Genomic DNA, 23173 nt, shown 5'->3' with positions numbered 1-23173 from the left:
CCGCGAGGGCGGGGTGGAGCGAGCGGTCGGTGGGAGCGGTTTTGTCCGAGCAGTCAGCACAGCCGGAGTACCGGATCGAGGATCTCGCCCATCACAGCGGGGCCACGGTCCGGACGATCCGCGCCTACCAGGACCGCGGGCTGCTGCCCCGCCCGGAGCGGCGGGGCAGGTCGAACGTGTACGGGGACGCGCATCTCGCGCGGCTCCGGCAGATCGCCGACCTTCTCGACCGGGGCTACACCCTGGCCTCGATCAAGGAGCTCCTGGAGGCCTGGGACACCGGCCGGGGACTCGGCGGGGTGCTCGGTCTGGTCGCCGAGGTGCACGGCCCGTGGACGGACGAGGAGGCGGACCGGATCTCCCGGGCGGAACTCGACGCCCGCTTCGGCGGAACGCCGGACGAGGCGGCGATCCTGGAGGCCGTCGAGCTCGGCGTACTGGAGCCCCTGGCGGACCGGGAGACGGAGGAGTACCTCGTACCGAGTCCCCAGGAGCTGGCCGTGGCGGCCGAGTTGTACGCGGCGGGGGTGCCGCTCGCGGCAATCACCGGGCACCTACGAGAACTTCGGGACCAGGTCGAGCACATAGCCTCCCGTTTCCTGGAGTTCACGACCGAGCACGTCTTCGCCCGCTATCTGGAGCACCGGCCGCCGACGGACGCCGACGCGAGCGAGGCGGCGACGATGGTCCGGCGCCTTCGGCCGCTGGCCCAGCAGACGGTGGACGCCGAACTGGCTCGGGCAATGCGTTTGTTGGCCACCCGGCATCTGCAGCTTCATCTGTCGCCCCACGCGCCTCCGGCGAGGGACGACGAGCCGCGGCCGGTGGCGCTACCGGCCGGGACCGTGCGGGCCGTTCAGGATCTGGTGGGTCCGGAAGGAGTCGCGACCTTCTTCGCGGCTGCCGCCGAACGAGAGCTCCACAAGCGGACATTGGACACTCTTGCCACAAGTCACCAAATCAGTGGTGAATTTACTCAATCCACCTGAAAAACAAGGCGCGTTGTCCACAGAATTGCCAACTACCCTGTGGATAACTCACTTTGGCTGTGGATCAAACCTGTGCATCAAAATCAATGGCCCGGCGATCCAGGCTCCGCCATCCTGACGGAATGACCCGACAACATCCCGGACCACCACCGGACGACCGCCGTACGGTGCGCATCTCGAAGTACCTCTCCAAGCATCTGCGGCATCAGCCCGAGCGCATCGGCCTCGTCCTCGATCCCCAGGGCTGGACGGAGATCGACACACTGCTCGCGGCGCTCGCCCGCAACAACTTCCCGGTCACCCGCGCGGAACTCGACCACGTCGTCGCGACCAACGACAAGAAGCGCTTCGCCGTCGAAGGCACCCGCATCCGCGCCAGCCAGGGCCACACCGTCGAGGTGGACCTCGACCTGCCGCCCGCGGAACCGCCCGCGTACCTCTACCACGGTACGGTCGCCGCGGTGCTTCCCGCGATCCGGGCGGAGGGGCTGCGCCCCATGGCCCGCCACCACGTCCACCTCTCCCCCGACCGGGAGACCGCGACCCGGGTGGGCGCACGCCGCGGCCGGCCGGTCGTGATCGCCGTCGACGCCGGCGCCATGCACAGGGCAGGGCACGTCTTCCGCGTCAGCGCCAACGGGGTCTGGCTCGCCGAGACCGTCCCACCGGAGTTCCTCCGCTTTCCCGGCTGAGACCGGTCCCCGGCGGGGACTGCCCGGCCCGGTCCGGCTGAGGCATGATCGTTCCCATGGCTCACCCGCACCTGCCCAGCACCGAAGCGGCCGTCGTCGCGATCCGCGAGCTCGCCCGGGAGTTCAACCTGGAGATGACGGTGACCGACGACATCGGCGCGGACCAGACGTCCCGGCGTACGTCCTCCGGCGCGTTCGCCGTCCTCGACCACGACGGCTCCCTGCCGCACGAGGCCTATGTGGAACTGGGCGGCTCGCCCTCCGTGACCGTCCAGATCTTCCCGGAGGACGACGCCCGGATCATCGTCGACGGCATCGAGTTCGCGGACGTCCCCCGTGACTCCGTCCCCGCCTTCGTCCGCGCGGTCCACAGCGGCATCGCCCACGTGAAGGGACGTTTCTTCCCGCCCGGCTGGTGGCTCGTCGTCCCGCTGCCCGGCGACGAGACGTACAAGGAACTCGTCCCCGGCGCCTCGCTCACCCCCTGGATGAACCGCACCGTCCGCTGAACCTCCCGCGCGTATCGTGGCAGTCATGCGCTTGAGTACGGTGATCCTCCCCATCCACCGATGGAGCGAGGGGCAGAAGACCTGGCAGCGGGCCGAAGAACTCGGCTTCCACGCCGCTTACACCTACGACCACCTGTCCTGGCGGACCTTCCGGGACGGCCCGTGGTTCGGTGCCCTGCCCACGCTCACAGCAGCGGCCACGGCGACCGAACGGATCCGGCTCGGCACGCTCGTGACCTCGCCGAACTTCCGCCACCCGGTGACGCTCGCCAAGGAACTGATGGCGCTCGACGACATCTCCGGCGGACGGATCACGCTCGGCATCGGCGCGGGCGGCAACGGCTTCGACGCCACCGCGCTGGGGCAGGAGCCATGGACGCCGAAGGAGCGCGCCGACCGTTTCGCCGAGTTCGTACCGCTGCTCGACCGGCTCCTCACCGAGGACGCGGTGACGCAGCGGGGCACCTTCTACTCGGCGGACGAGGCCCGGAACATCCCCGGCTGCGTCCAGCGCCCCCGCCTGCCGTTCGCGGTCGCGGCCACCGGTCCGCGCGGGCTGAAGCTCGCGGCCCGGTACGGGCAGGCGTGGGTGACGACGGGTGACCCGAAGATCTTCGAGGACGGCACCCCGGAGCAGTCGGTGGTGGCGCTGCGCGGCCAGATCGAGAAGCTCGGCAAGGCGTGCGCCGACACCGGACGCGCGGTGGCCGAGCTCGACAAGGTCCTCCTGACGGGCTTCACCCCGGACCGCGGCCGCCCGCTGGAGTCCGTGGACGCGTTCGTCGACTTCGCGGGGCGCCACCGCGAACTGGGCTTCACCGAGCTCGTGATCCACTGGCCGATCCCGGACTCCGACTTCGCCGCCGACCAGCAGGTCTTCGAGCGGATCGCCACGGAGGCGCTCGCCCAGCTGGGCTGACGCCCCGGTCACCGGGGCGGCATCCGCCCGGCACCGGGTCGCCGCGGCATCCGCCCGGCGCGCGGTCGCAGCGGCATCCGCCCGGCACCGGGTCGCCGCGGCTCCCGCCCGGTGGATCAGGCGATCCGCCGGGCGTGGCCGCGCCACAGGGCAAGCAGGGCGAGGGAGCCGACCGGCTCCGGACCCGCCGCGCAGACGTCGAAGTGACTGACCCGGCACGTGTCGGACGGCACGGCGGAGCCCAGGTTGACCGCGGTCCCGTCCCCCGTCACCCGCCACCGGCTGCCCGCCGGAACCGCGACGGTGGCCAGCTCCCCGGGCTCGATCATGATCCAGCGGCCCCGCACCGTCCGGTACCAGCTGCCCCGGCCCCCGCACCGCCGGCAGGCGGAGGTGACCGGATCCACCGCTCTCGGTACGGAGGGGGTGGATCCTCCTGAACGGGGCTCCGGCACACCGACGGCCACGGGCCGCGCGTCCCGTATCGCCTCCCCGCAGCGGATGTCCCGTACGACCCCGCCACCGCGCGCCGCGAACGCCGCGGCGTCGACCAGACCCGCCAGGACGTCTCCGACCAGCACCGGGTCCCGGACGGGATGTGCCGCTCCCACTCCCTCGCACCGCGGGCAGAGCACCATGCCGAGACTCGGGACCCACGTCCCGTACGGCGCACCGCAGGAGTCGCACTCGTCGTTTCTCCGGCCCGAGCCCATGCCCCGCCCCCTTGAGACGTCATCAGCTCCCAGGGATCTTCCCCGTCAGCCCGAAAACGAACGGACGTTTACGGCCACGTCGGGGCGTAAGCACCCGGCCGCCAGGGCAGGGCCTGCCCGAAACCGGTCACTCATATGTGCGGCTCCCCGCACGCCCGTGCGTTCGGTGCGGAAGAATGGTGCGGTGACCACTCCCCGTTCCCCGCGCACGCCCGCCCCGACGGTCCGACTGATCGCCACCGACCTCGACGGCACGCTCCTGCGCGACGACAAGTCCCTGTCCGAGCGCACGGTCGCCGCCCTCGCCGCCGCGGAGCGGGCCGGGATCGAGGTCTTCTTCGTCACCGGCCGCCCGGCCCGCTGGATGGATGTCGTCAGCGACCACGTCCACGGCCACGGCCTCGCGATCTGCGCCAACGGCGCCGCCGTCGTCGACCTCCACGCCGGCGGCACCTTCGTCGAGGTGCGCCCGCTGGAGCGGTCGGCCGCCATGGACGTCGTCGTGGCCCTGCGCGCCGCCGCGCCCGGAAGCTCCTTCGCGGTCGAGCTCACCACCGGCATCCACTACGAGCCGCACTACCCGCCGTTCCACCTCGACCCCGGCGCGACCGTCGCCACCGCCGAGAAGCTCCTCTTCGAGGAGGCGCCCGGCGCGGCGGCCCCGGTCCTGAAGCTGCTCGCCAAGCACCCGGACCTCGACCCCGACGTGTTCCTCGCGCTGGCCAGGGAGGCCGCCGGGGACCGGGCCTCGTTCACCCGCTCGGGGCCCTCCGCCCTCATCGAGATCAGCGGCCTCGGTGTCTCCAAGGCGTCCACCCTGGCCCGGTGCTGCGCCGAGCGCGGGATCTCGGCCGACGAGGTCGCGGCCTTCGGCGACATGCCCAACGACATCGAGATGCTGAGCTGGGCGGGCCGTTCGTACGCGATGGGCGAGGCGCACCCCGAGGTGATCGCCGCCGCCTCCGGCCGCACGGTCGGCAACAACGAGGACGGGGTGGCCGTCGTCGTCGAACGGCTGGTGGCCGACGCCCTGCGCGCGGCCGGAACCACGGCACCGCGGGACTGAGCCGCACCCGGGAAGACACGCCTGCGGAAAGCCCGCGCCCTCAGGCTGCTCCGTGACGGCCCGAGGCCTACAGCGGCGCCTCCCACACCACCGTCGTCCCGCCGCCGTCCTCCCCGAGGCCCGGCCCGCACCAGCTCGCTCCGCCCAGCGACTCGGCCCGGCGCGCCAGATTCCGCAGACCGCTGCGCCGCCCGCCCGCCGGGATGCCGATGCCGTCGTCGGCGACCTCGAGCCGTACCCCGGCGGAGCCGTCGGGCAGGGTGACGCCGGCGTCGACGACCACCTCGATCCGGCTCGCCTCCGCGTGCCGGAAGGCGTTGGACAGCGCCTCCCGCAGGGCGGCGATGAGGTTCTTGCCGGTGAGTTCGCCGACCGTCGAGTCGATCGCGCCGAGGAAGCGGTGCGCGGGCTTGAAGCCCAGCGGCACGGCCGCCATGTTGATCTCCCGCAGGACGCGTGTGCGCAGCCCCGACGGGGCCTCGGCAGGGCCCTGCTGGAGCGCGAAGATCGCCGTACGGATCTCCTGGATGGTCACGTCCAGCTCGTCCACGGCCTTGCCGACGCCGTCGCGCACGGCCGGCACGATCGACCGGCGCTGGGCGCTCTCCAGCATCATGCCGGTGGCGAAGAGCCGCTGGATGACGAGATCGTGCAGGTCACGAGCGATCCGGTCGCGGTCCTCGTACACGGCGAGGCGCTCCCGGTCCCGCTGCGCGTCGGCCATCATCAGGGCCAGCGCCGCCTGCGAGGCGAACTGGCTGGCGAGCGTCCGCTCCGTCTCGGTGAACTGGCGCTTGCCCCGCAGCCGCGGGGTGGCGAGCGCGCCGAGCACCCGTCCGCCGCTCTGCAGCGGCAGCATCATGCTGGGTCCGTACGCTGAGGTCAGTCGGCTGATCATGCGCGGGTCCGCCGAGGCGTCCGCCACGAAGACGGCCTCGCCCTCCAGGAGCCGCCGCACGACGGCGCTCTCGGGCGGGATGACCACGCCGAGCGACTTCGTGGGCCGGGGCGAGGAGACGGCGACGATCTCCAGGCCGCCGTCCTCGGCGGGCAGCAGCACGATCCCGGCGTCGGCGTCGGCGAGGCGGCGGGCCTGTTCGGCGACGACGGTGAGGGCGTCGTCCGCGTCGCCGCCGGAGAGGAGGGCGGTGGTGACGGCGACCGAGCCGTCGATCCACCGTTCGCGCTGGCGGGCGGCCTCGTACAGACGCGCGTTGCCGATGGCGATGCCCGCCTCGGTGGCGAGGACCCGGACCATGTGGACGTCGTAGTCGTTGAACTGACCGCCACCGTGCTTCTCCGCGAGGTACAGATTGCCGAAGATCTCGCCCTGGACGCGGATGGGCACGCCGAGGAAGGTCCGCATCGGCGGGTGTCCGGGAGGGAAGCCCGCCGCACGCGGATCGGCCGAGAGGTCAGCGAGGCGGATCGTCTGCGGGTCGCGGATGAGCGCGCCGAGCAGTCCCGCGTGGCCGTCGGGACGGTGCCCGATCCGACGGGCCACGTCCTCGTCGACGCCGAAGGTGACGAAGTCGGACAGGCCCTTGCCCTCCTCGTCGACGACGCCGATGGCGGCGTAGCGGGCGTCGGCGAGTTCGGCGGCGGTCTCGCAGATGCGGTCGAGGGTGGAGTGGAGTTCGAGCCCGGTGCCCACCGAGCGCATGGCTTCCAGGAGCTGTGGCACGCGGGCGGTCAGCTCCGTGGACAGCCCCTGGAGGCTGCGGGTGGCCTGAGTGGCGGCTTCCAGGGGGTCCGGGGCGTCGGACGCTGCGGCGGTCATGGGCTTGAGCCTAGTAAGTCCTATTTGGCGAGAAAAGTCAGCCGGTGCCGACCGGTGTCTACGGTCGCGGTCCGAGGTGCTCCCCGTCGCTGCCGGAGGTCGTCCCGGCACCCGCGCCGACGGCCAGCAGATCGGTCTCCCGCTCCTGTTCCAGCATCCGGCGCAGCGGTCCGTCCGTCTCGGCGAGTTCCGCGTACGGGCCGCGCTGCACGGTCCTTCCCTCGTCCAGGACGAGCACCTCGTCGACCGCGTCGAGTCCGTGCAGCCGGTGGGTGATGAGGACGGTCGTACGGCCTTCGGTGGCCCGGAGGAGATCGTCGGTGAGCGCGTCGGCGGTGGCCAGGTCCAGGTGCTCGGCCGGCTCGTCGAGGACGAGGACGGGGAAGTCGGCGAGCAGCGCGCGGGCGAGCGCCAGGCGTTGCCGCTGACCGCCGGAGAGCCGGGAGCCGTGCTCGCCCACGAGGGTGTCGAGCCCTTCGGGAAGTCCGTCGACCCAGTCGAGCAGCCGGGCCCGTCGCAGCGCCTCGCGCAGTTCCTCGTCGCCCGCATCGGTGCGGGCGAGCCGCAGGTTCTCGCGGACCGAGCTGTCGAAGAGGTGGGCGTCCTGGGCGCAGAGACCGACGAGCCGCCGCACCGCGTCGCCGTCGAGCTCCCGGGCGGGCACCCCGCCGAGCCGGTACATGCCGTACTCGACGTCCAGGAACCGCAGCAGGACCTGGGCGAGCGTGGTCTTGCCGGAGCCGGAGGCACCGACGACGGCGACCCGGCGTCCGGCCTCCAGGGTGAGCCGGAAGTCGGCGAGCGCGTCCCGGTCCTGTCCGGCGTGCCGGGCGGAGAGCCCGGACAGCTCCAGCGGGAACGGGGTCGCCGGGGGAGTCGCGGGCCGGTCCGGCTCGTGTACGGGGACGGGGGCGTCGAGCACCTCGAAGACCCGCTCGGCACTGTGCTTGACGCGCTGTCGGTACTGGACGGCGAGCGGCAGCCCGGTGACGGCCTCGAAGGCGGCGAGCGGGGTGAGGACGACCACGGCGAGGGCCACCCCGTCGAGCCGTCCGTCCGCGACGGCCCCGACGCCGACGACCGCGGCGGCCGCGACCGTCAGACCGCAGACCAGGGCCGAGAGTCCGGCGCCGAGTGCGGCGGCCGCGGCCTGCCGGGAGGCGATGCCGGTGAGGGCTCGGTCGGCGGCCCGTGTCCGTTCGATCCGGTCCCGCAGGGCGCCGGCCACGGTCAGTTCGGCGCAGCCGCGCAGCAGATCGGCCACGGCGGTCGCCAGGGCTCCGCGCGCGGGGGCGAGCCGCCGTTCGGCACGGCGGGCGAGCGCACCGCTGACCGCGGGCACGAGGACACCGGCGACGAGCAGGCCCACGGCGAGGACGGCACCTGCCTCGGGCAGCAACCAGGCGGTGAATCCGGCGGAGGCGACCCCCACCACGAGCGCGGCGCCCGCCGGGAGCAGCCAGCGGAGCCAGTAGTCCTGGAGCGCGTCGACGTCCTGGACGAGCCGGGAGAGCAGGTCCCCGCGGCGGGTGCGGCGCAGCCCGGCGGGCGCGATCCGTTCCAGGCGCCGGTAGACGGAGACCCGCAGCTCGGCGAGCATCCGGAGGACGGCGTCGTGCGAGACGAGCCGCTCGGCGTAACGGAAGACGGCCCGCCCGATGCCGAAGGCGCGCGTGGCGGTGACCGCCACCATCAGATAGAGCACGGGCGGCTGCTCGGAGGCGCGCGAGATGAGCCATCCGGACACGGCCATGAGCCCGACGGCGGACCCGAGCGCGAGACTCCCGAGCAGCAGGGAGAGCCCCATCCGCCCCTTGAGTTCCCCGGCCATGCCCCGCACCCGTGTGAGAACCGACCCACGCGGTGTGGGCAGCCGTTCCTCGCCGGCCGGAACGGGCGGGTACGGATCCGCGGCGGCGCCCCGCTCCGATTCCGCACCCGTGTCGGTGACGCCGTCGACGCCGTCAGCCGGACGCGACGGACCCGCGGCGACCGTGAGGGCCCCGGCGCTCCGCCCGACGGTGACCACCCGGTCCGCCACCGCGAGCAGCGCGGGCCGGTGCGCCACCAGCAGCACCGTCCGCCCCGCCGCCAGCCGGCGCACCGCGTCGACGACTCCCGCCTCCGTCTCCCCGTCCAGCGCCGCCGTCGGCTCGTCGAGCAGCAGCACCGGTCGGTCGGCGAGGAATCCCCGCGCCAGCGCGAGCCGCTGCCGCTGCCCCGCCGAGAGCCCGGCCCCGTCCTCGCCGAGCGCGGTGTCGAGCCCGTGCGGCAGCTCCGAGACGAACCCGTCCGCCCCGGCGTCCCGCAGGGCCTCCCGTACGGCCTCGTCCGAGGCGTCCGGGCGGGCGAGCCGTACGTTCTCGGCGATCGTCCCCGCGAAGAGGTACGGCCGCTGCGGCACCCACGCGATCCGCGACCGCCAGGCCTCCAGGTCCAGCACGGCGAGTGGCTCGCCCCCGATTCGTACGGAACCGCCCTCCTCCGGGACGGCGAACCCGAGGACGACATCGAGGAGCGTCGACTTCCCGGCCCCGCTCGGCCCGATCAGGGCCACCGTCTCCCCCGGCTCGACCGTCAGGGACATCGCGTCCAGCGAGGGCTCGGTGCGGCCGGCATGGCGTACCGTCACGCCCTCCAGCTCCAGCCGCACGGACTCCGGGGCAGCGCTCCCGCCCCCGTCCCGTACCGGCTCCTCCAGGACGTCGAAGATCTCCTCCGCCGCCGCGAGCCCCTCGGCCGCCGCGTGGAACTGCGCGCCGACCTGCCGCAGCGGCAGATACGCCTCGGGCGCCAGGATCAGGATGACGAGACCGGTGTAGAGATCGAGTTCGCCGTGGACGAGCCGCATGCCGATGGTCACGGCGACGAGCGCGACCGACAGGGTGGCGAGCAGTTCCAGCGCGAAGGAGGAGAGAAAGGCGATCCTCAACGTGCGCATCGTCGCCCGGCGGTACTCCGAGGTGATCGCGCGGATCGACTCGGCCTGGGCCTTCGCCCGGCCGAAGATCTTGAGGGTGGGAAGCCCGGCGACCACGTCCAGGAAATGCCCGGAGAGCCGGGAGAGCAGCTTCCACTGCCGGTCCATCCGGGCCTGGGTGTACCAGCCGATGAGGATCATGAAGACCGGGATGAGCGGCAGGGTGACGACGATGATCGCCGCCGAGACCCAGTCCTCGGTGACGATCCGGGCCAGGACCGCCACGGGCACGACGACCGCGAGGCCGAGCTGGGGCAGATAGCGGGCGAAGTAGTCGTCGAGGGCGTCCACACCACGGGTGGCGAGGGCGATCAGCGAGCCGGCCTTCTGGCCGCTGAGCCAGCCCGGACCGAGCGCGGCCGCGCGGTCGAGCAGCCGGCCGCGGAGTTCGGACTTGACCGCCGCGCTCGCCCGATGGGCTGCGAGCTCGGTCAGCCAGGAGACCAGCCCCCGTGCCGCCGCGATGCCTGCGAGCAGCAGCAGGGGGGTGGTCAGGGCGGAAACCGACTGGCCCTTCTGGAAGGACCCCACCACGATCTCGGCGACGAGCATCGCCTGGGCGATGACCAGGGCCGCCCCGACGAGGCCGAGCGTGACCACCGCGGCCAGGAAGACACGGGTGGCCCTGGCGTACCGGAGCAGACGCGGATCGATCGGTTTCACGTGAAACATGCTCCCTGGAGAGGGCCGGCTAGTGGGTCCCGGCGATGTGCTGCGTCCCGATCCGCTTGCGGAACACCCAGTAGGTCCAGCTCTGGTAGAGCAGCACCAGCGGGGTCGCGATCGCCGCGCACCAGGTCATGATCTTGAGCGTGTACGGGCTCGACGACGCGTTCGTCACGGTAAGGCTCCACTCCGGGTCGAGCGAAGACGGCATGACGTCCGGGAAGAGCGCGAGGAAGAGCATCGCCACGGCGGCGGTGATGGTGACGCCCGAGAGCGCGAACGACCAGCCCTCACGCCCCACCTTGATCGCGGCGATCGCCCCGACCAGGGCCGCCACGGCGATCACCATCGCCGCGAGGCTCCAGCTGTCCCCGGTGTCGATCTGGGTCCAGATCAGGAAGCCGAGCGCGAGCACCGCCGTGATCAGGCCCAGCTTGAGCGCGAGCGCCCGGGCCCGGGTCCGGATGTCGCCGACCGTCTTGAGCGAGACGAAGACCGCGCCGTGGAAGGTGAAGAGCGTCAGCGTGACCAGGCCGCCGAGGAGCGCGTAGGGGTTGAGCAGATCCCAGAAGCTCCCGACGAACTCCATGTTCTCGTCGATCTTCACGCCCCGGACGATGTTGCCGAAGGCCACACCCCAGAGGAACGCGGGGATCAGCGAGGTCCAGAAGATGGCCTGCTCCCAGTTCCGCTGCCAGTCCTCCTCGGGCCGCTTCGCCCGGTACTCGAAGGCGACGCCCCGGATGATCAGGCAGACCAGGATGATCAGCAGGGGCAGGTAGAAGCCGGAGAAGAGCGTCGCGTACCACTCGGGGAACGCGGCGAAGGTCGCGCCGCCCGCGGTGAGCAGCCACACCTCGTTGCCGTCCCAGACGGGTCCGATGGTGTTGATGAGGACCCGCTTCTCGGGCCGGTCCCGGGCGAGCAGCTTGGTGAGGATCCCGACCCCGAAGTCGAAGCCCTCGAGGAAGAAGTAGCCGATCCAGAGGACGGCGATGAGTACGAACCAGACGTCGTGGAGTTCCATGCCTCGATCTCCTGAGCCTCAGTACGAGAAGGCCATGGGGCGGTCGGGGTCACGAGAGTCCCCGCCGATCTTGGTGGGCGGGTTGAGGTCGTCCTCGGTGAGCTCCGGGGGGCCGGCCTTGATGTACTTCACGAGGAGCTTGACCTCGATCACGGCGAGCACGGCGTAGAGCGCGGTGAAGACGATCATCGAGGTGAGCACCTCGCCCGTGGTGGTGCCGGGGGAGACCGCGTCCCGGGTGCGCAGCACACCGTAGACGACCCAGGGCTGACGGCCCATCTCGGTGAAGATCCAGCCCCAGGAGTTGGCGATCAGCGGGAAGGCCATGGTCCAGAGGGCCACGATCCAGTACCACTTGCCCAGGCGGGGGCTGAGCGCCTTCCGCTTGAACAGCACCAGGTTCGGCACTTCGTCCTCACCGGTCCGCAGCCCCGGGGCCAGCATGAACTTCTTGCGGGTCAGCCAGAGGCCGAGCATGCCGAGGGTCAGCGAGGCCATGCCGAAGCCGATCATCCAGCGGAAGCCCCAGTACGCGACCGGGATGTTGGGCCGGTAGTCGCCGGGGCCGAACTTCTCCTGCTCGGCCTTGTTGATGTCGTTGATGCCCGGGACGTACGAGCTGAAGTCGTCGTTCGCCAGGAACGACAGCAGGCCCGGGATCTCTATGGCCACCTTGTTGTGGCCCTTGTCGACATCGCCGTACGCGAAGATCGAGAACGGCGCGGGCGCTTCACCGTCCCAGAGCGCCTCGGCGGCGGCCATCTTCATGGGCTGCTGCTTGAACATGACCTTGCCGAGCAGGTCACCGCTGATGGCGGTGCCGAGTCCGGCGATGATCAGGGTGATCAGGCCGAGCCGCAGCGAGGTCCGCATGACCGGGATGTGCTTCTTGCGCGCCAGGTGGAAGGCGGCGATGCCGACCATGAACGCGCCGCCGACCAGGAAGGCCGCCGTCATGGTGTGGAAGAACTGGGTGAGGGCGGTGTTCTGGGTGAGCACCTGCCAGAAGTCGGTGAGCTCGGCCCGGCCGCGCTCCTCGTTGATCCGGTAGCCCACCGGGTGCTGCATCCAGGAGTTGGCCGCGAGGATGAAGTAGGCGGAGAGGACCGTGCCGATCGACACCATCCAGATGCAGGCGAGGTGGATCCGCTTGGGGAGCTTGTCCCAGCCGAAGATCCACAGACCGATGAAGGTCGACTCGAAGAAGAAGGCGATGAGCGCCTCGAAGGCGAGCGGCGCACCGAAGATGTCGCCGACGAAGCGCGAGTAGTCGGACCAGTTCATGCCGAACTGGAACTCCTGCACGATGCCGGTGACGACACCCATGGCGATGTTGATCAGGAAGAGCTTGCCCCAGAACTTCGTCGCCCTGAGGTACTTCTCGTTCTCCGTCCGGACCCACGCGGTCTGGAGACCCGCGGTGAGCGCGGCGAGGGAGATCGTCAGGGGGACGAAGAGGAAGTGGTAGACGGTGGTGATGCCGAACTGCCAGCGCGCCAGGGTCTCTGGCGCCAGAGCGAGGTCCACGTCGTTTTCTCCTTACATCGCCGTGGTCACATCGGCAGTTTGCCCGGATAATCCCACCAAACAAGGGACGAACCCGGACACGCTTGTGAACGCGTTCACATTCACAAGCATTATTACTCATACGAAATCCGTACCTTCAGCCGGGGGTCCTCTGTCGAAGGCCCCCTCTTCCCAGGACCTTCAACATATTGTTGAATCCGGGCCATGAGCCTTCGGATACGCATCGTCTGGCCGGCCGGACACACCACGGCCACCCTTGAGGAAACCCCCACGAGCGCGGCGCTCGCGGGGGCTCTCCCGATCTCCTCCACCGCCCGGACCTGGGGCGAGGAGGTCTACTTCGACACTCCGGTCTCCGCCTCCGTCGAGGACGGAGCGCGGCAGGTCGTCGGCCCCGGCACCGTGGCCTTCTGGACGGAGGGCGACGCGCTCGCCCTCCCCTACGGTCCCACTCCGATCTCGCGGGGCGAGGAGTGCCGGCTCGCGAGCCCCTGCAACGTCCTGGGCGCGCTCGACGGCGACCCCCGGATCCTGGCCACCGTGCGGGACGGCGACCCGATCCGGGCGGAGCGCGTCAGCGGCTGACCGGCGCCCGTGGCCGGACGGCGTCAGCGGCCGGGCGGCGCCACCGGGCGGATGGCCATTCGTCACCACCGGCCGGTCTCGACGTCACCGGCCGGTCCGCGGCAGCGTGTGGGGCGGGTCGGCGCGTGGTCAGCCCTCCTTGCGGAAACCCTCCGCCGCCTTCAGGAACAGGTCGTTCGCCTCGGTCTCGCCGATCGTGACGCGCACACCCTCGCCGGCGAACGGGCGCACCATCACACCGTGCCGCTCGCACTCCGCGGCGAAGTCCAGCGTCCGCTCGCCGAGCCGCAGCCAGACGAAGTTCGCCTGGGTGTCCGCCACGGTCCAGCCCTGCGCCACGAGCCCGGCGTGGACCCGCTCGCGCTCGGCCACCAACGAGCCGACCCGTCCGAGCAGTTCGTCCTCGGCCCGCAGCGAGGCCACCGCCGCGTCCTGCGCCAGCTGGCTCACGCCGAACGGCACGGCCGTCTTGCGCAGCGCCGCCGCCACCGGCTCATGGGCGACCGCGAAGCCGACCCGCAGACCCGCCAGGCCGTACGCCTTGGAGAAGGTCCGCAGAACGGCGACGTTCGGCCGGTCCCGGTAGAGCTCGATGCCGTCCGGGATGTCGGTGTCGCGGACGAACTCGCGGTACGCCTCGTCGATCACGACCAGGACGTCGGAGGGCACCCGGTCGAGGAAGCGCTCCAGCTCCGCCCGGCGCACGGCGGTGCCCGTGGGGTTGTTGGGGTTGCAGACGAAGATCAGCCGGGTCCTGTCGGTGATCGCCGCGGCCATCGCGTCGAGGTCGTGCACCTCGCCCTCGGTCAGCGGCACCTGCACCGACGTGGCCCCGCTGATCTGCGTGATGATCGGGTACGCCTCGAAGGAGCGCCAGGCGTAGATGACCTCGTCGCCGGGGCCGGAGGTGGCCTGGAGGAGGGACTGGGCGACGCCGACCGAGCCGGTGCCGGTGGCCAGGTGCGAGACGGGCACGCCGAAACGGTCCGCCAGCTCCTCGGTCAGCCCCGTGCAGGCCATGTCCGGGTAGCGGTTGAAGTTCGCGGCGGCGGCCAGCGTGGTCTCCATGACGCCCGGCAGCGGCGGATACGGGTTCTCGTTGGAGGACAGCTTGAAGGCCACGGGACCGCCCGAGGCCGCCGGCCTGCCCGGCTTGTAGGTGGGCACGCCGTCCAGCTCGGCGCGCAGCTTCGGGCCCGTGCTCGTCCCGCTGGTCCCGCTGGTCTCGCTCACTCTGTGGCCTCCTCGACCGTCCGTACCGCCAATACTCCTCACCTTAAGAGGATTCCCCTCCGCTGCGAATGGGCTGTGGACAACAGGAGGGACACACTGTGGACAACGCCCTCCCGAAGCGACACGTCCGCACCCCGGACGCCCGCCCTGTCGCGGCACACCCGAGCGCCCCGGAAACCGCCGCCCGGCACCACGTCCGAGCGCCCCCGGCCACGCGTTCCGAGCAACCCCCGGCACCACGTCCGAGCGACCCCGGCGTGCCACCCGAGCGCCCCCCGGAGACCGCCCCCGGCACGCCACCCGTCACGCCACCCTGAGCGGCCCTCCGTATCCGCCCCACGAACCGCCTCGTGAGCCGCCAGGGGGCCGCCCGTGAGCCGTCCCCGGCGCCGCCCCACGAGCCCCGCCCCCCGCGCCCGCGAACCGGGGGAGCGCGTGCCCGGGTGGCGCGCGCCGGTGGCGGGCGCCGTGGCGCGCATCCCCCGTAGAGGTGAGTTGAGACCTCTTCGAGACCTCGCCCCCACGCCAGGCCTACGCCGTTCGGCAACCACTGGTCCCATGGCGAAGGCCCCAACTACCTTGGATTCCTTGGCTCTTAACACCTTTCGGCCATGCAGAAACGTGCCTGTCAACGCCTGCATATGCGACCGGCCCAACCGCCCCTCATCGCCCTACTATCGGCTCGCCATGACAGCAGCAGGGAAGCACCAGGTGAGCCGGGCACAGACCCGGGGAAGCCGGCAGGGCCGGGCAGGCATCCGGGACGTGGCCGCCGCCGCCGGGGTCTCCATCACGACTGTCTCCGACGCGCTCAACGGCAAGGGCCGACTCCCCGACGCCACCCGCCGTCACGTGCGCGAGGTCGCCGACCGGCTGGGCTACCGCCCGTCCGCGGCGGCCCGCACGCTCCGCACCGGGAAGTCGGGACTCATCGGCCTGACCGTGACCACGTACGGGGATGAACCTTTCACCTTCACCGAATTCGCGTACTTCGCGGAGATGGCCAGAGCAGCCACATCGGCGGCGCTCGCGCGGGGCTACGCCCTGGTCATCCTCCCCGCGACCTCCCGCCATGACGTCTGGTCGAACGTCGCCCTCGACGGCACCGTCGTCATCGACCCCTCCGACCATGACCCGGTCGTCACCGAACTGGTCCGGCAGGGCCTCCCCGTCGTCTCCGACGGACGCCCCGCCGGCACCCTTCCGGTCACGGCCTGGGTCGACAACGACCACGAAGCCGCCGTCCTCGATCTGCTCGACCACCTCGCCGACGCCGGCGCCCGCCGGATCGGTCTCCTCACCGGAACCACCACCGACACCTACACCCGCCTGTCCACCACCGCGTACCTCAACTGGTGCGAGCGGGTGGGCCAGGACCCCGTCTACGAGGCCTATCCGGCGCACGACCCGTGCGCGGGCGCCGTCGCGGCCGACCGGCTGCTCGCCCGACCGGACCGGCCCGACGCCGTGTACGGCCTCTTCGACCCCAACGGAACCGACCTCCTCGCGGCCGCGCGCCGCTACGGGCTGCGTGTCCCGGACGACCTGCTGCTGGTCTGCTGCAGCGAGTCGACCGTGTACGCCACCACCGAACCGCCCATCACGACGCTCTCGCTCAAGCCGCGCCGGATCGGCACGGCCGTCGTCCAGCTCCTGATCGACGCCATCGAAGGGATCGACACCGACGGCCCGGTCGAGCAGGTGATACCGACCGAACTCATCGTCCGCACCTCCTCACAGCGCCGTTCACCGCGCACCACCGTCAGCCCGCCGCGCTCACCCGCGAAGGACTGACACCCCGCCAACCGGCGCCACCGAAATCCGCCGTCCCCGCCCCTGCCCGTGGGCCGGGACGGCGAAACCGGCCACCGATCCGGCCTCAACCCTGGACTCGACCTTCTCAATTCGGGCGAAACAACCGGTGAACCCGGAGTGGACCCGGATTCACCACCCCTGGTGCGTCACACAGGAGGACCCTCATTCCTATGATGGGCGCACGACATCGCGGGCCACCCCGACCAGGCCGGTCCGCGATGTGCAGGGCATCGCGACGGTGGTGGAGGGGTCCATGACTCAGGGGGCCGGGCAGGAGCCCGTGGTGCGCACGGCGACATTGCGTGACTTCCGCGTACCGCCGTACGCCCGCGTGCCCGTACAGGGCCATGCCACCGATCCGACGACCACGGAACCCCTGCCGGTGCCGCCACCGGCAGAACCCGCTCCCCCGGAGCGCGTGTCCGTGGCCTCATCCGCCGCGCCCCCGGCCGCCGTCCGCGCGCCCGCGCACGCGGCTTCCGTGCCCGTGGGCTCCGCGCCCGCCGCACCGGTGCCCGCGGCCTCCGCGGCGGCACCCGAGCCTCCGGCGGCCCCGGCCGCCCCCGCCTTCCCCCCGCACGCGCCCGTCGCGGCCGCGCCCATGGCCGGTCCGCCCGCGCCCGCGCCCGCCGAGCCGACCCTGCACCTGGGACGTCGTACCGCTCCCGCGTACGCCCCCGACCCGGCCGGCTCCTCCATCGTCTCCGTGGCCACCGGCCACCCCGGGAACGCCTTCCCCGAGGGCGGGATGCCCGAGGGCTACACACCGACCGAGCGCGACCTCCCGGTCATCAACCGCGGGGACACCGTCCAGGTCCAGGTCGCCCCCGAGCCCGTCCCCGCCGCCGAACCCGCCCCCGCGAACGGCGAGGGGCCCGGCCCGCTCTTCGTCGTCGGCGACGTGCACGGCTACCTCGACGAGCTCGTCGAGGCCCTCCGCGCCCAGGGACTCATCGACGGGAACGGCAGCTGGGCCGCGGGCAACGCCCGTCTCTGGTTCCTCGGCGACTTCACCGACCGCGGCCCCGACGGCATCGGCGTCATCGACCTCGTCATGCGCCTCTCCGCCGAGGCCGCCGCCGCGGGCGGCTACTGCAAGGCCCTCATGGGCAACCACGAGCTGCTGCTCATCGGCGCCAAGCGCTTCGGCGACACGCCGGTGAACTCCGGTGCGGGCACCGCCACCTTCCAGGCCGCCTGGCTGCTCAACGGCGGCCAGAAGCACGACATGGACCGGCTCCAGGACGTCCATCTGCAGTGGATGTCCCGGCTCGACGCCGTGGTGCGGGAGGACGACCACCTCCTGCTGCACTCCGACACCACCGCGTACCTCGACTACGGCCAGACCATCGAGGACGTCAACGACACGGTCCACGAGATCCTCACCCGGAACGACGCCGACGAGGTCTGGGACGTCTTCCGCAAGTTCACCAAGCGCTTCGCGTTCCGCGACGAGGGCGGCCCGCAGGCCGTCCAGGAGCTGCTCTCCACCTACGGCGGCTCACGGATCGTGCACGGCCACAGCCCCATCCCGTACCTCCTCGGCCAGGTCGGCACGGAGGAGGGCGAGGGCAGTTCGGGCCCGCTCGTCGACGGACCGCACGTGTACGCGGACGGTCTGGCGATCGCCATGGACGGCGGAGTGACCATGGCCGGAAAGCTACTGGTCGTCCAACTCCCGTTGAACGGCTGACGCATAACCCTCCGCATCCGGGGAAGGCGAATTCGGGAAACACCCTGTCAGCGTGTGGCACCGCCGCAATACCATCGGGTCCATCCGTAGCAGGCTCTCCTCCGTTTCCGCCCAACCGACCGTTTCCCACGGCTGATCCGGGCCTACGGAGCATCGGGGGATGCACATGAACGTGGCTCCGCACCTGCTGACCGAGGACCGCGCCGAGTACGAGCGGATCCTCGACGACGCACTGAGCACCGCCCACGCACGTCCGGATCTCGCCGGAGCGGGAACCCGCCTCACGCTCGCGCAGCTGCGCTCCCTGACCCTGAACGCGACGACACTGGTCACCAGCGCCGCGGCGAGCGAGTACGACCACTTCGTGAAGGTCCGCGAGCAGCACCGCGCGGCCCTCGGGACCAGGGCACCGGCGTCCCCGGACCGCCCGGGCCCCGGCCCCGGCGTCGTGGCGATCCTCACCGTCATGGTGCCCGTCCTCGCGGGCGCGGCCGCCGTCATCTTCCTGCTGGTCGGGGCGGTCCTGCACGTCGTCGCCCCCACCGTGGCGTTCGGGGCGACCCTGCTCACGGCCGGCCTGGTCTTCGGCGCGGTGGCCGCCGCCGGACTGCTCGGCGCGGCCGCCGGACTGCTCGTGACGGCCCTGCGCAACAGCCCGGCCGAGGTGAGCAGGGGCGGCCCGCTCCCGGCCGCGCCGGACGACGAACTGTCCCGCGCGCGCGAGGCCTGGCGCCGCGCCCTCCTGGAGCGGGGCATCCTGCCCTTCCTCCGCGACGTCCTCGCCGCCACCAGCCCGCCCACCGCCTCACCCGGCCCCTGACACACCACCGGCCCGCGACTCCCCCGGGGTCGCGGGCCGGCCCGGTAGCCGGGCGGGGGTCAGTCCGCCAGCGGCAGGTAGACGCGGTTGCCAGTCGCCGCGAACTCGGCCGACTTCGCGGCCATGCCCGCCTCGATCTCGTCCGCCTTGAGATCGCCGCCGTGCTCACGGCGGATGTCCTGCGAGATCTTCATCGAGCAGAACTTCGGACCGCACATCGAGCAGAAGTGCGCGGTCTTCGCGGGCTCCGCCGGCAGCGTCTCGTCGTGGAACTCCCGCGCGGTGTCCGGGTCGAGCGCCAGGTTGAACTGATCCTCCCAGCGGAACTCGAACCGCGCGTCCGAGAGCGCGTCGTCCCATTCCTGCGCGCCCGGGTGCCCCTTGGCGAGGTCCGCCGCGTGGGCCGCGATCTTGTACGTGATGACACCGGTCTTCACGTCGTCGCGGTTCGGCAGGCCCAGGTGCTCCTTGGGCGTGACGTAGCAGAGCATCGCCGTACCCCACCAGGCGATCATCGCGGCGCCGATGCCGGAGGTGATGTGGTCGTAGGCGGGCGCGACGTCCGTGGTCAGCGGGCCGAGCGTGTAGAACGGCGCCTCCTCGCAGATCTCCTGCTGCAGGTCGATGTTCTCCTTGATCTTGTGCATCGGGACGTGCCCGGGGCCCTCGATCATCGTCTGCACGTTGTGCCGCTTGGCGATGGTGTTCAGCTCGCCGAGCGTGCGCAGCTCCGCGAACTGCGCCGCGTCGTTGGCGTCCGCGATGGAGCCGGGGCGGAGCCCGTCGCCGAGCGAGTACGTGACGTCGTACGTCGCGAGGATCTCGCAGAGCTCCTCGAAGTGCGTGTAGAGGAAGTTCTCCTTGTGGTGCGCGAGACACCAGGCGGCCATGATCGAGCCGCCGCGCGAGACGATGCCGGTCTTGCGGCGCGCGGTGAGGGGCACGTACGGCAGGAGTACGCCGGCGTGCACCGTCATGTAGTCCACGCCCTGCTCGGCCTGCTCGATGACCGTGTCCTTGTAGATCTCCCAGGTCAGGTCCTCGGCACGGCCGTCGACCTTCTCCAGCGCCTGGTAGAGCGGCACGGTGCCGATGGGCACGGGGGAGTTGCGCAGGACCCACTCGCGGGTGGTGTGGATGTTGCGGCCGGTGGACAGGTCCATGACCGTGTCGGCGCCCCACTTGGTCGCCCAGGTCATCTTCTCCACCTCCTCCTCGATCGAGGAGGTGACGGCAGAGTTGCCGATGTTGGCGTTGACCTTCACCAGGAACCGCTTGCCGATGATCATCGGCTCGATCTCCGGGTGGTTGACGTTCACCGGGAGCACCGCGCGGCCCGCCGCGATCTCCTCCCGTACGACCTCGGGGGAGACGTTCTCCCGGATCGCCACGTACTCCATCTCCGGGGTGATCTCCCCTCGGCGGGCGTACGCGAGCTGGGTCACGGCCTGGCCCTCGCGGCCGCGGCGCGGCAGCCGCGGCCGACCGGGGAAGACCGCGTCGAGGTTCTTGAGCCCCCCGCCGCGCGGCGAGGTGTGCTTGATGCCGTCGTCCTCGGGGCGGGCCGGGCGGCCCGCGTACTCCTCGGTGTCGCCGCGCGCGATGATCCAGTTCTCGCGCAGCGGCGGAAGGCCCCGCCGTACGTCGGTGTCGACGGTGGGGTCGGTGTACGGGCCGGACGTGTCGTACAGCGTGACGTCCTTGCCGTTGGTGAGGTGCACCTGACGGACCGGCACCCTGAGGTCGGGGCGCGAGCCCTGGACGTAGCCCTTGTGCCAGCCCGGCGTGCGAGCGCCGTCGGCAGAGGTGTCGTCCTGCTCGGAGGCAGGCGTGCGTGCATCCTGAATGGTCATGAGACCGATCTCCCTACGCCGGCATTACCCGGTAACAGGTTCGGCGGTCGGCGCAGCCTCCTCCCGTACGTACATCAGTACGCGCGTACGGTGATCAGCGCCCTCTCAGCCCGGTGCTCCGAGCTCCCGCGTGTGCAAAGGTGCCACCACGCTAGCGCCATCCTTGGCGTGCTGAACAGTGGGCCCCCGCCGTTCTTGCGATGATCGGTCGGTGACTTCCCCCCAACAGCCTCCCGAGCCGCACGGCCACGACCAGGACCACAGCCCTCGCGAACCTGCTCAGCCACACGGCTCCCACGGGCCCGGTCAAGGGCACGGATCCCACGGGCACAGCCACAGCCACGGGCCCGCCACCCCGGTGTCCCGGCATCTGCGCAGGGTCATCGCCGCGATCCTGATCCCGTTCGCCACGGCCGTCGTGGTCGGACTCGTGGTCCTGTGGCCGGGTGGCGCCCCGCCGCACGAGCGCACCGGCGTCGGTTTCGACCGGCAGACGGAACAGGGCGAGGTCGTCGCCGTCCAGCACGTGGACTGCGCCTCCGTGAACGCGGGGCAGGTCCCGCCGACCGGTGACACCTCGACGCCAGAGGGCCGGGAGGCGGTCAACGCGCAGCAGGGAGAGTGCGCGAAGGCGACGATCGAGGTCACCAGCGGTCCGGAGAAGGGGCGGACGTTCACCGAGATCGTGCAGCCTGACGCACCGCGCCAACTGCACCAGGGTCAGGGCGTGGTGGTCGCGTACGCCCCCGACGCCCCGCGCGATCTGCAGTACTCGGTCACCGATGTGAACCGGAAGCTCCCGATGGCCGTGCTCGCCGGCATCTTCGCCCTCGCGGTCGTGCTCGTCGGCCGGATGAAGGGCGTGATGGCTCTCGTCGCGCTCGTCGTGAGCTTCCTGATCCTGACGTTCTTCATCCTGCCCGCCATCCTGGACGGGTCGAATCCGCTGGTCGTGGCGGTGGTCGGAGCGAGCGCCATCATGCTGATCGCGCTCTACATGTGCCACGGGCTCTCGGCCCGGACCTCGGTCGCGGTGCTCGGGACGCTGATCTCCCTGCTGCTGATCGGTCTGCTCGGCTCGGTGTTCATCGGCTGGGCCTCCCTGAGCGGCAACACCGACGACAACACGGGGCTGATCCACGGCCTGTACCCGGAGATCGACATGTCCGGCCTGCTCCTGGCCGGTGTGATCATCGGTTCGCTCGGTGTCCTCGACGACGTCACGGTCACCCAGACGTCGGCGGTCTGGGAGCTGCACCAGGCCGATCCGGGCATGGGGCCACGCGCGCTGTACCGGGCCGGCATCCGGATCGGCCGCGACCACATCGCCTCGGTCGTGAACACGCTGGTGCTCGCCTACGCGGGAGCCGCCCTCCCGCTGCTGCTGCTCTTCTCCATCGCGCAGAGCAGCATGGGGACGGTGGCCAACAGCGAGCTGGTCGCCGTCGAGATCGTCCGGACGCTCGTCGGTTCGATCGGTCTGGTCGCCTCCGTGCCGCTCACCACGGCGCTCGCGGCCCTGGTGGTCTCCGCCGACCGCACGGATGCCGGAGGCCGGCCGGGCGCGGACATCAGGAAGCCCGCGGCGGGGCGGGGCGGACGGCGTCGCCGCGCGAAGTGAGCGCGCCGGTACGCGGGGAACCAGGGACGCGGGGCGCGGGGCACGGGGACGCGCACTGGGCCGGTGTGCGGGGACGCACGCCGAGCCGGTGGTGGACGCGGAGGGACACCGAGCCGGTGGGCTCGGACGGGCGCCGGGGCGGCAGCCGCGGAGGGACACCGGGCGGGCAGTCACGGACGAGCGTGGGAGCGGGCAGTCGCGGGCGGGCAGCCGCGGAGGGGCGTCGGTTCAGGCGGCCGGGCCCGCGCTCTCCTCGGCCAGAATCCGGCCCAGCGCGGCTTCCAGGTTGTCCTCGAAGTCCCCGAGCGTCCGTTCCTGACCGAGCGGAACCAGTTTGTCCGTACGGTCCAGGAAGGCGACCAACGGCGGCGCGCTCGCCCGGAACAGGGCACGGTCACCGCCGACCTGGAGCCGGATGGAGACGTCCGAGAGCCCCTCGGGCTCCGTCGGGGCGATGTGGACATCGCCGTCCCCGCTCGGCCGGTTGATCCCGTCGAGCAGCAGCTCCCTGCCGAACGCCCAGGTGACGGGCGCGTCCCCGGGGAGGTGGAAGGTCATGCGCACCGCGTAGGGATCCCGGGTCTCGTATCGGAGTTCAACCGGGATCTTGAAGGAGAGCTCCTCGGAGACGAGGAAGCTCATCAGGACCTCGGCCTGAACCGACTCTCGCATCATGTACCCCGCA

The 23173-nt window shown here is 71.6% G+C and carries 18 protein-coding genes; 10 read left to right on the top strand and 8 right to left on the bottom strand.

What is annotated here, in order from left to right; all coding sequences use genetic code 11:
* The first annotated feature begins 41 nt into the window (after positions 1-41).
* The 4 genes from OG392_RS18765 (at position 42) to OG392_RS18750 (ending at position 3109) form a co-directional block, all read left to right on the top strand.
* Positions 42-989, top strand: a complete 948-nt coding sequence (locus OG392_RS18765; RefSeq protein ID WP_329280860.1) for a MerR family transcriptional regulator — start codon at positions 42-44, stop codon at positions 987-989.
* 122 nt (positions 990-1111) lie between these two features.
* Complete coding sequence (locus OG392_RS18760; RefSeq protein ID WP_329280858.1) at positions 1112-1681, top strand: RNA 2'-phosphotransferase; 570 nt, start codon at positions 1112-1114, stop codon at positions 1679-1681.
* A 56-nt stretch (positions 1682-1737) separates the two neighbouring features.
* Positions 1738-2190, top strand: a complete 453-nt coding sequence (locus OG392_RS18755) for a hypothetical protein (RefSeq protein WP_329280856.1) — start codon at positions 1738-1740, stop codon at positions 2188-2190.
* Between the two features lie 25 nt (positions 2191-2215).
* Positions 2216-3109 carry an LLM class flavin-dependent oxidoreductase gene (locus tag OG392_RS18750; protein ID WP_329280853.1) on the top strand — a complete coding sequence of 298 codons (894 nt, stop codon included), beginning with the start codon at positions 2216-2218 and terminating at the stop codon, positions 3107-3109.
* A gap of 116 nt (positions 3110-3225) precedes the next feature.
* On the opposite strand, the gene OG392_RS18745 is transcribed toward OG392_RS18750, so the two are convergent.
* Positions 3226-3720: a DUF6083 domain-containing protein gene (locus OG392_RS18745; protein WP_329280851.1), complete on the bottom strand. Its 495-nt coding sequence runs from the start codon at positions 3718-3720 to the stop codon at positions 3226-3228.
* Between the two features lie 286 nt (positions 3721-4006).
* Between OG392_RS18745 and OG392_RS18740 the strand changes: the two genes are divergently transcribed.
* Positions 4007-4888, top strand: coding sequence for a Cof-type HAD-IIB family hydrolase (locus OG392_RS18740; RefSeq protein ID WP_329280849.1), 882 nt, complete (start codon positions 4007-4009; stop codon positions 4886-4888).
* A gap of 67 nt (positions 4889-4955) precedes the next feature.
* Here the strand turns inward: OG392_RS18740 and OG392_RS18735 are convergent, their stop codons facing one another.
* From OG392_RS18735 to OG392_RS18720, 4 genes are read right to left on the bottom strand one after another with little or no spacing between them, the layout of a single operon-like run.
* Positions 4956-6668: a GAF domain-containing sensor histidine kinase gene (locus OG392_RS18735; protein WP_329280847.1), complete on the bottom strand. Its 1713-nt coding sequence runs from the start codon at positions 6666-6668 to the stop codon at positions 4956-4958.
* Positions 6669-6726: 58 nt separating this feature from the next.
* Positions 6727-10311, bottom strand: coding sequence for a thiol reductant ABC exporter subunit CydD (gene cydD / locus OG392_RS18730; protein ID WP_329280845.1), 3585 nt, complete (start codon positions 10309-10311; stop codon positions 6727-6729).
* Positions 10312-10339: 28 nt separating this feature from the next.
* A complete protein-coding gene (cydB, locus tag OG392_RS18725) occupies positions 10340-11341 on the bottom strand; it encodes a cytochrome d ubiquinol oxidase subunit II (RefSeq protein WP_329280844.1) in 1002 nt (333 codons plus the stop codon).
* An 18-nt stretch (positions 11342-11359) separates the two neighbouring features.
* The gene (locus OG392_RS18720; protein ID WP_329280841.1) at positions 11360-12868 is read right to left on the bottom strand and encodes a cytochrome ubiquinol oxidase subunit I; all 1509 of its coding nucleotides are present in this window, start codon (positions 12866-12868) and stop codon (positions 11360-11362) included.
* 204 nt (positions 12869-13072) lie between these two features.
* On the opposite strand from OG392_RS18720, the gene OG392_RS18715 reads away from it, so the two are divergent.
* Entirely contained in the window at positions 13073-13453 is a 381-nt protein-coding gene (locus OG392_RS18715) for a cyclophilin-like fold protein (protein WP_329280839.1), read from the top strand.
* A 129-nt stretch (positions 13454-13582) separates the two neighbouring features.
* On the opposite strand, the gene hisC is transcribed toward OG392_RS18715, so the two are convergent.
* Entirely contained in the window at positions 13583-14686 is a 1104-nt protein-coding gene (gene hisC, locus OG392_RS18710) for a histidinol-phosphate transaminase (RefSeq protein ID WP_329280837.1), read from the bottom strand.
* 687 nt (positions 14687-15373) lie between these two features.
* Between hisC and OG392_RS18705 the strand changes: the two genes are divergently transcribed.
* The 3 genes from OG392_RS18705 (at position 15374) to OG392_RS18695 (ending at position 19014) form a co-directional block, all read left to right on the top strand.
* On the top strand, positions 15374-16480 hold the full coding sequence (locus OG392_RS18705) for a LacI family DNA-binding transcriptional regulator (RefSeq protein WP_041130217.1): 1107 nt from the start codon (positions 15374-15376) through the stop codon (positions 16478-16480).
* 274 nt (positions 16481-16754) lie between these two features.
* Positions 16755-18194 (top strand): metallophosphoesterase, encoded by a 1440-nt coding sequence (locus tag OG392_RS18700; protein ID WP_443054811.1) that lies wholly within the window; start codon positions 16755-16757, stop codon positions 18192-18194.
* Between the two features lie 160 nt (positions 18195-18354).
* Complete coding sequence (locus OG392_RS18695; protein WP_329280834.1) at positions 18355-19014, top strand: hypothetical protein; 660 nt, start codon at positions 18355-18357, stop codon at positions 19012-19014.
* A gap of 59 nt (positions 19015-19073) precedes the next feature.
* Here OG392_RS18695 and thiC read toward each other — a convergent pair whose 3' ends face one another.
* The gene (gene thiC, locus OG392_RS18690) at positions 19074-20867 is read right to left on the bottom strand and encodes a phosphomethylpyrimidine synthase ThiC (protein WP_329280832.1); all 1794 of its coding nucleotides are present in this window, start codon (positions 20865-20867) and stop codon (positions 19074-19076) included.
* 211 nt (positions 20868-21078) lie between these two features.
* On the opposite strand from thiC, the gene OG392_RS18685 reads away from it, so the two are divergent.
* Entirely contained in the window at positions 21079-22488 is a 1410-nt protein-coding gene (locus OG392_RS18685) for a YibE/F family protein (RefSeq protein ID WP_443054810.1), read from the top strand.
* A 228-nt stretch (positions 22489-22716) separates the two neighbouring features.
* Here OG392_RS18685 and OG392_RS18680 read toward each other — a convergent pair whose 3' ends face one another.
* Complete coding sequence (locus OG392_RS18680) at positions 22717-23160, bottom strand: SsgA family sporulation/cell division regulator (protein ID WP_030317990.1); 444 nt, start codon at positions 23158-23160, stop codon at positions 22717-22719.
* Positions 23161-23173: the final 13 nt, after the last annotated feature.

This window comes from Streptomyces sp. NBC_00691 (genome assembly GCF_036226665.1).
Lineage (GTDB): Bacteria > Actinomycetota > Actinomycetes > Streptomycetales > Streptomycetaceae > Streptomyces.
The sequence above is the reverse complement of the archived record's forward strand: the minus strand, read 5'-3'. Positions and strand labels throughout refer to the sequence as shown.

Excerpts from the sequence above, each read along its gene's own strand:
- OG392_RS18750 (WP_329280853.1), top strand. The coding sequence starts at position 2,216 with ATGCGCTTGAGTACGGTGATCCTCCCCATCCACCGATGGAGCGAGGGG.
- OG392_RS18705 (WP_041130217.1), top strand. The coding sequence starts at position 15,374 with ATGACAGCAGCAGGGAAGCACCAGGTGAGCCGGGCACAGACCCGGGGA.
- OG392_RS18715 (WP_329280839.1), top strand. The coding sequence starts at position 13,073 with ATGAGCCTTCGGATACGCATCGTCTGGCCGGCCGGACACACCACGGCC.
- OG392_RS18695 (WP_329280834.1), top strand. The coding sequence starts at position 18,355 with ATGCACATGAACGTGGCTCCGCACCTGCTGACCGAGGACCGCGCCGAG.
- OG392_RS18735 (WP_329280847.1), bottom strand. The coding sequence starts at position 6,668 with ATGACCGCCGCAGCGTCCGACGCCCCGGACCCCCTGGAAGCCGCCACT.
- OG392_RS18680 (WP_030317990.1), bottom strand. The coding sequence starts at position 23,160 with ATGCGAGAGTCGGTTCAGGCCGAGGTCCTGATGAGCTTCCTCGTCTCC.
- OG392_RS18755 (WP_329280856.1), top strand. The coding sequence starts at position 1,738 with ATGGCTCACCCGCACCTGCCCAGCACCGAAGCGGCCGTCGTCGCGATC.
- thiC (WP_329280832.1), bottom strand. The coding sequence starts at position 20,867 with ATGACCATTCAGGATGCACGCACGCCTGCCTCCGAGCAGGACGACACC.
- cydB (WP_329280844.1), bottom strand. The coding sequence starts at position 11,341 with ATGGAACTCCACGACGTCTGGTTCGTACTCATCGCCGTCCTCTGGATC.
- OG392_RS18700 (WP_443054811.1), top strand. The coding sequence starts at position 16,755 with ATGACTCAGGGGGCCGGGCAGGAGCCCGTGGTGCGCACGGCGACATTG.
- OG392_RS18760 (WP_329280858.1), top strand. The coding sequence starts at position 1,112 with ATGACCCGACAACATCCCGGACCACCACCGGACGACCGCCGTACGGTG.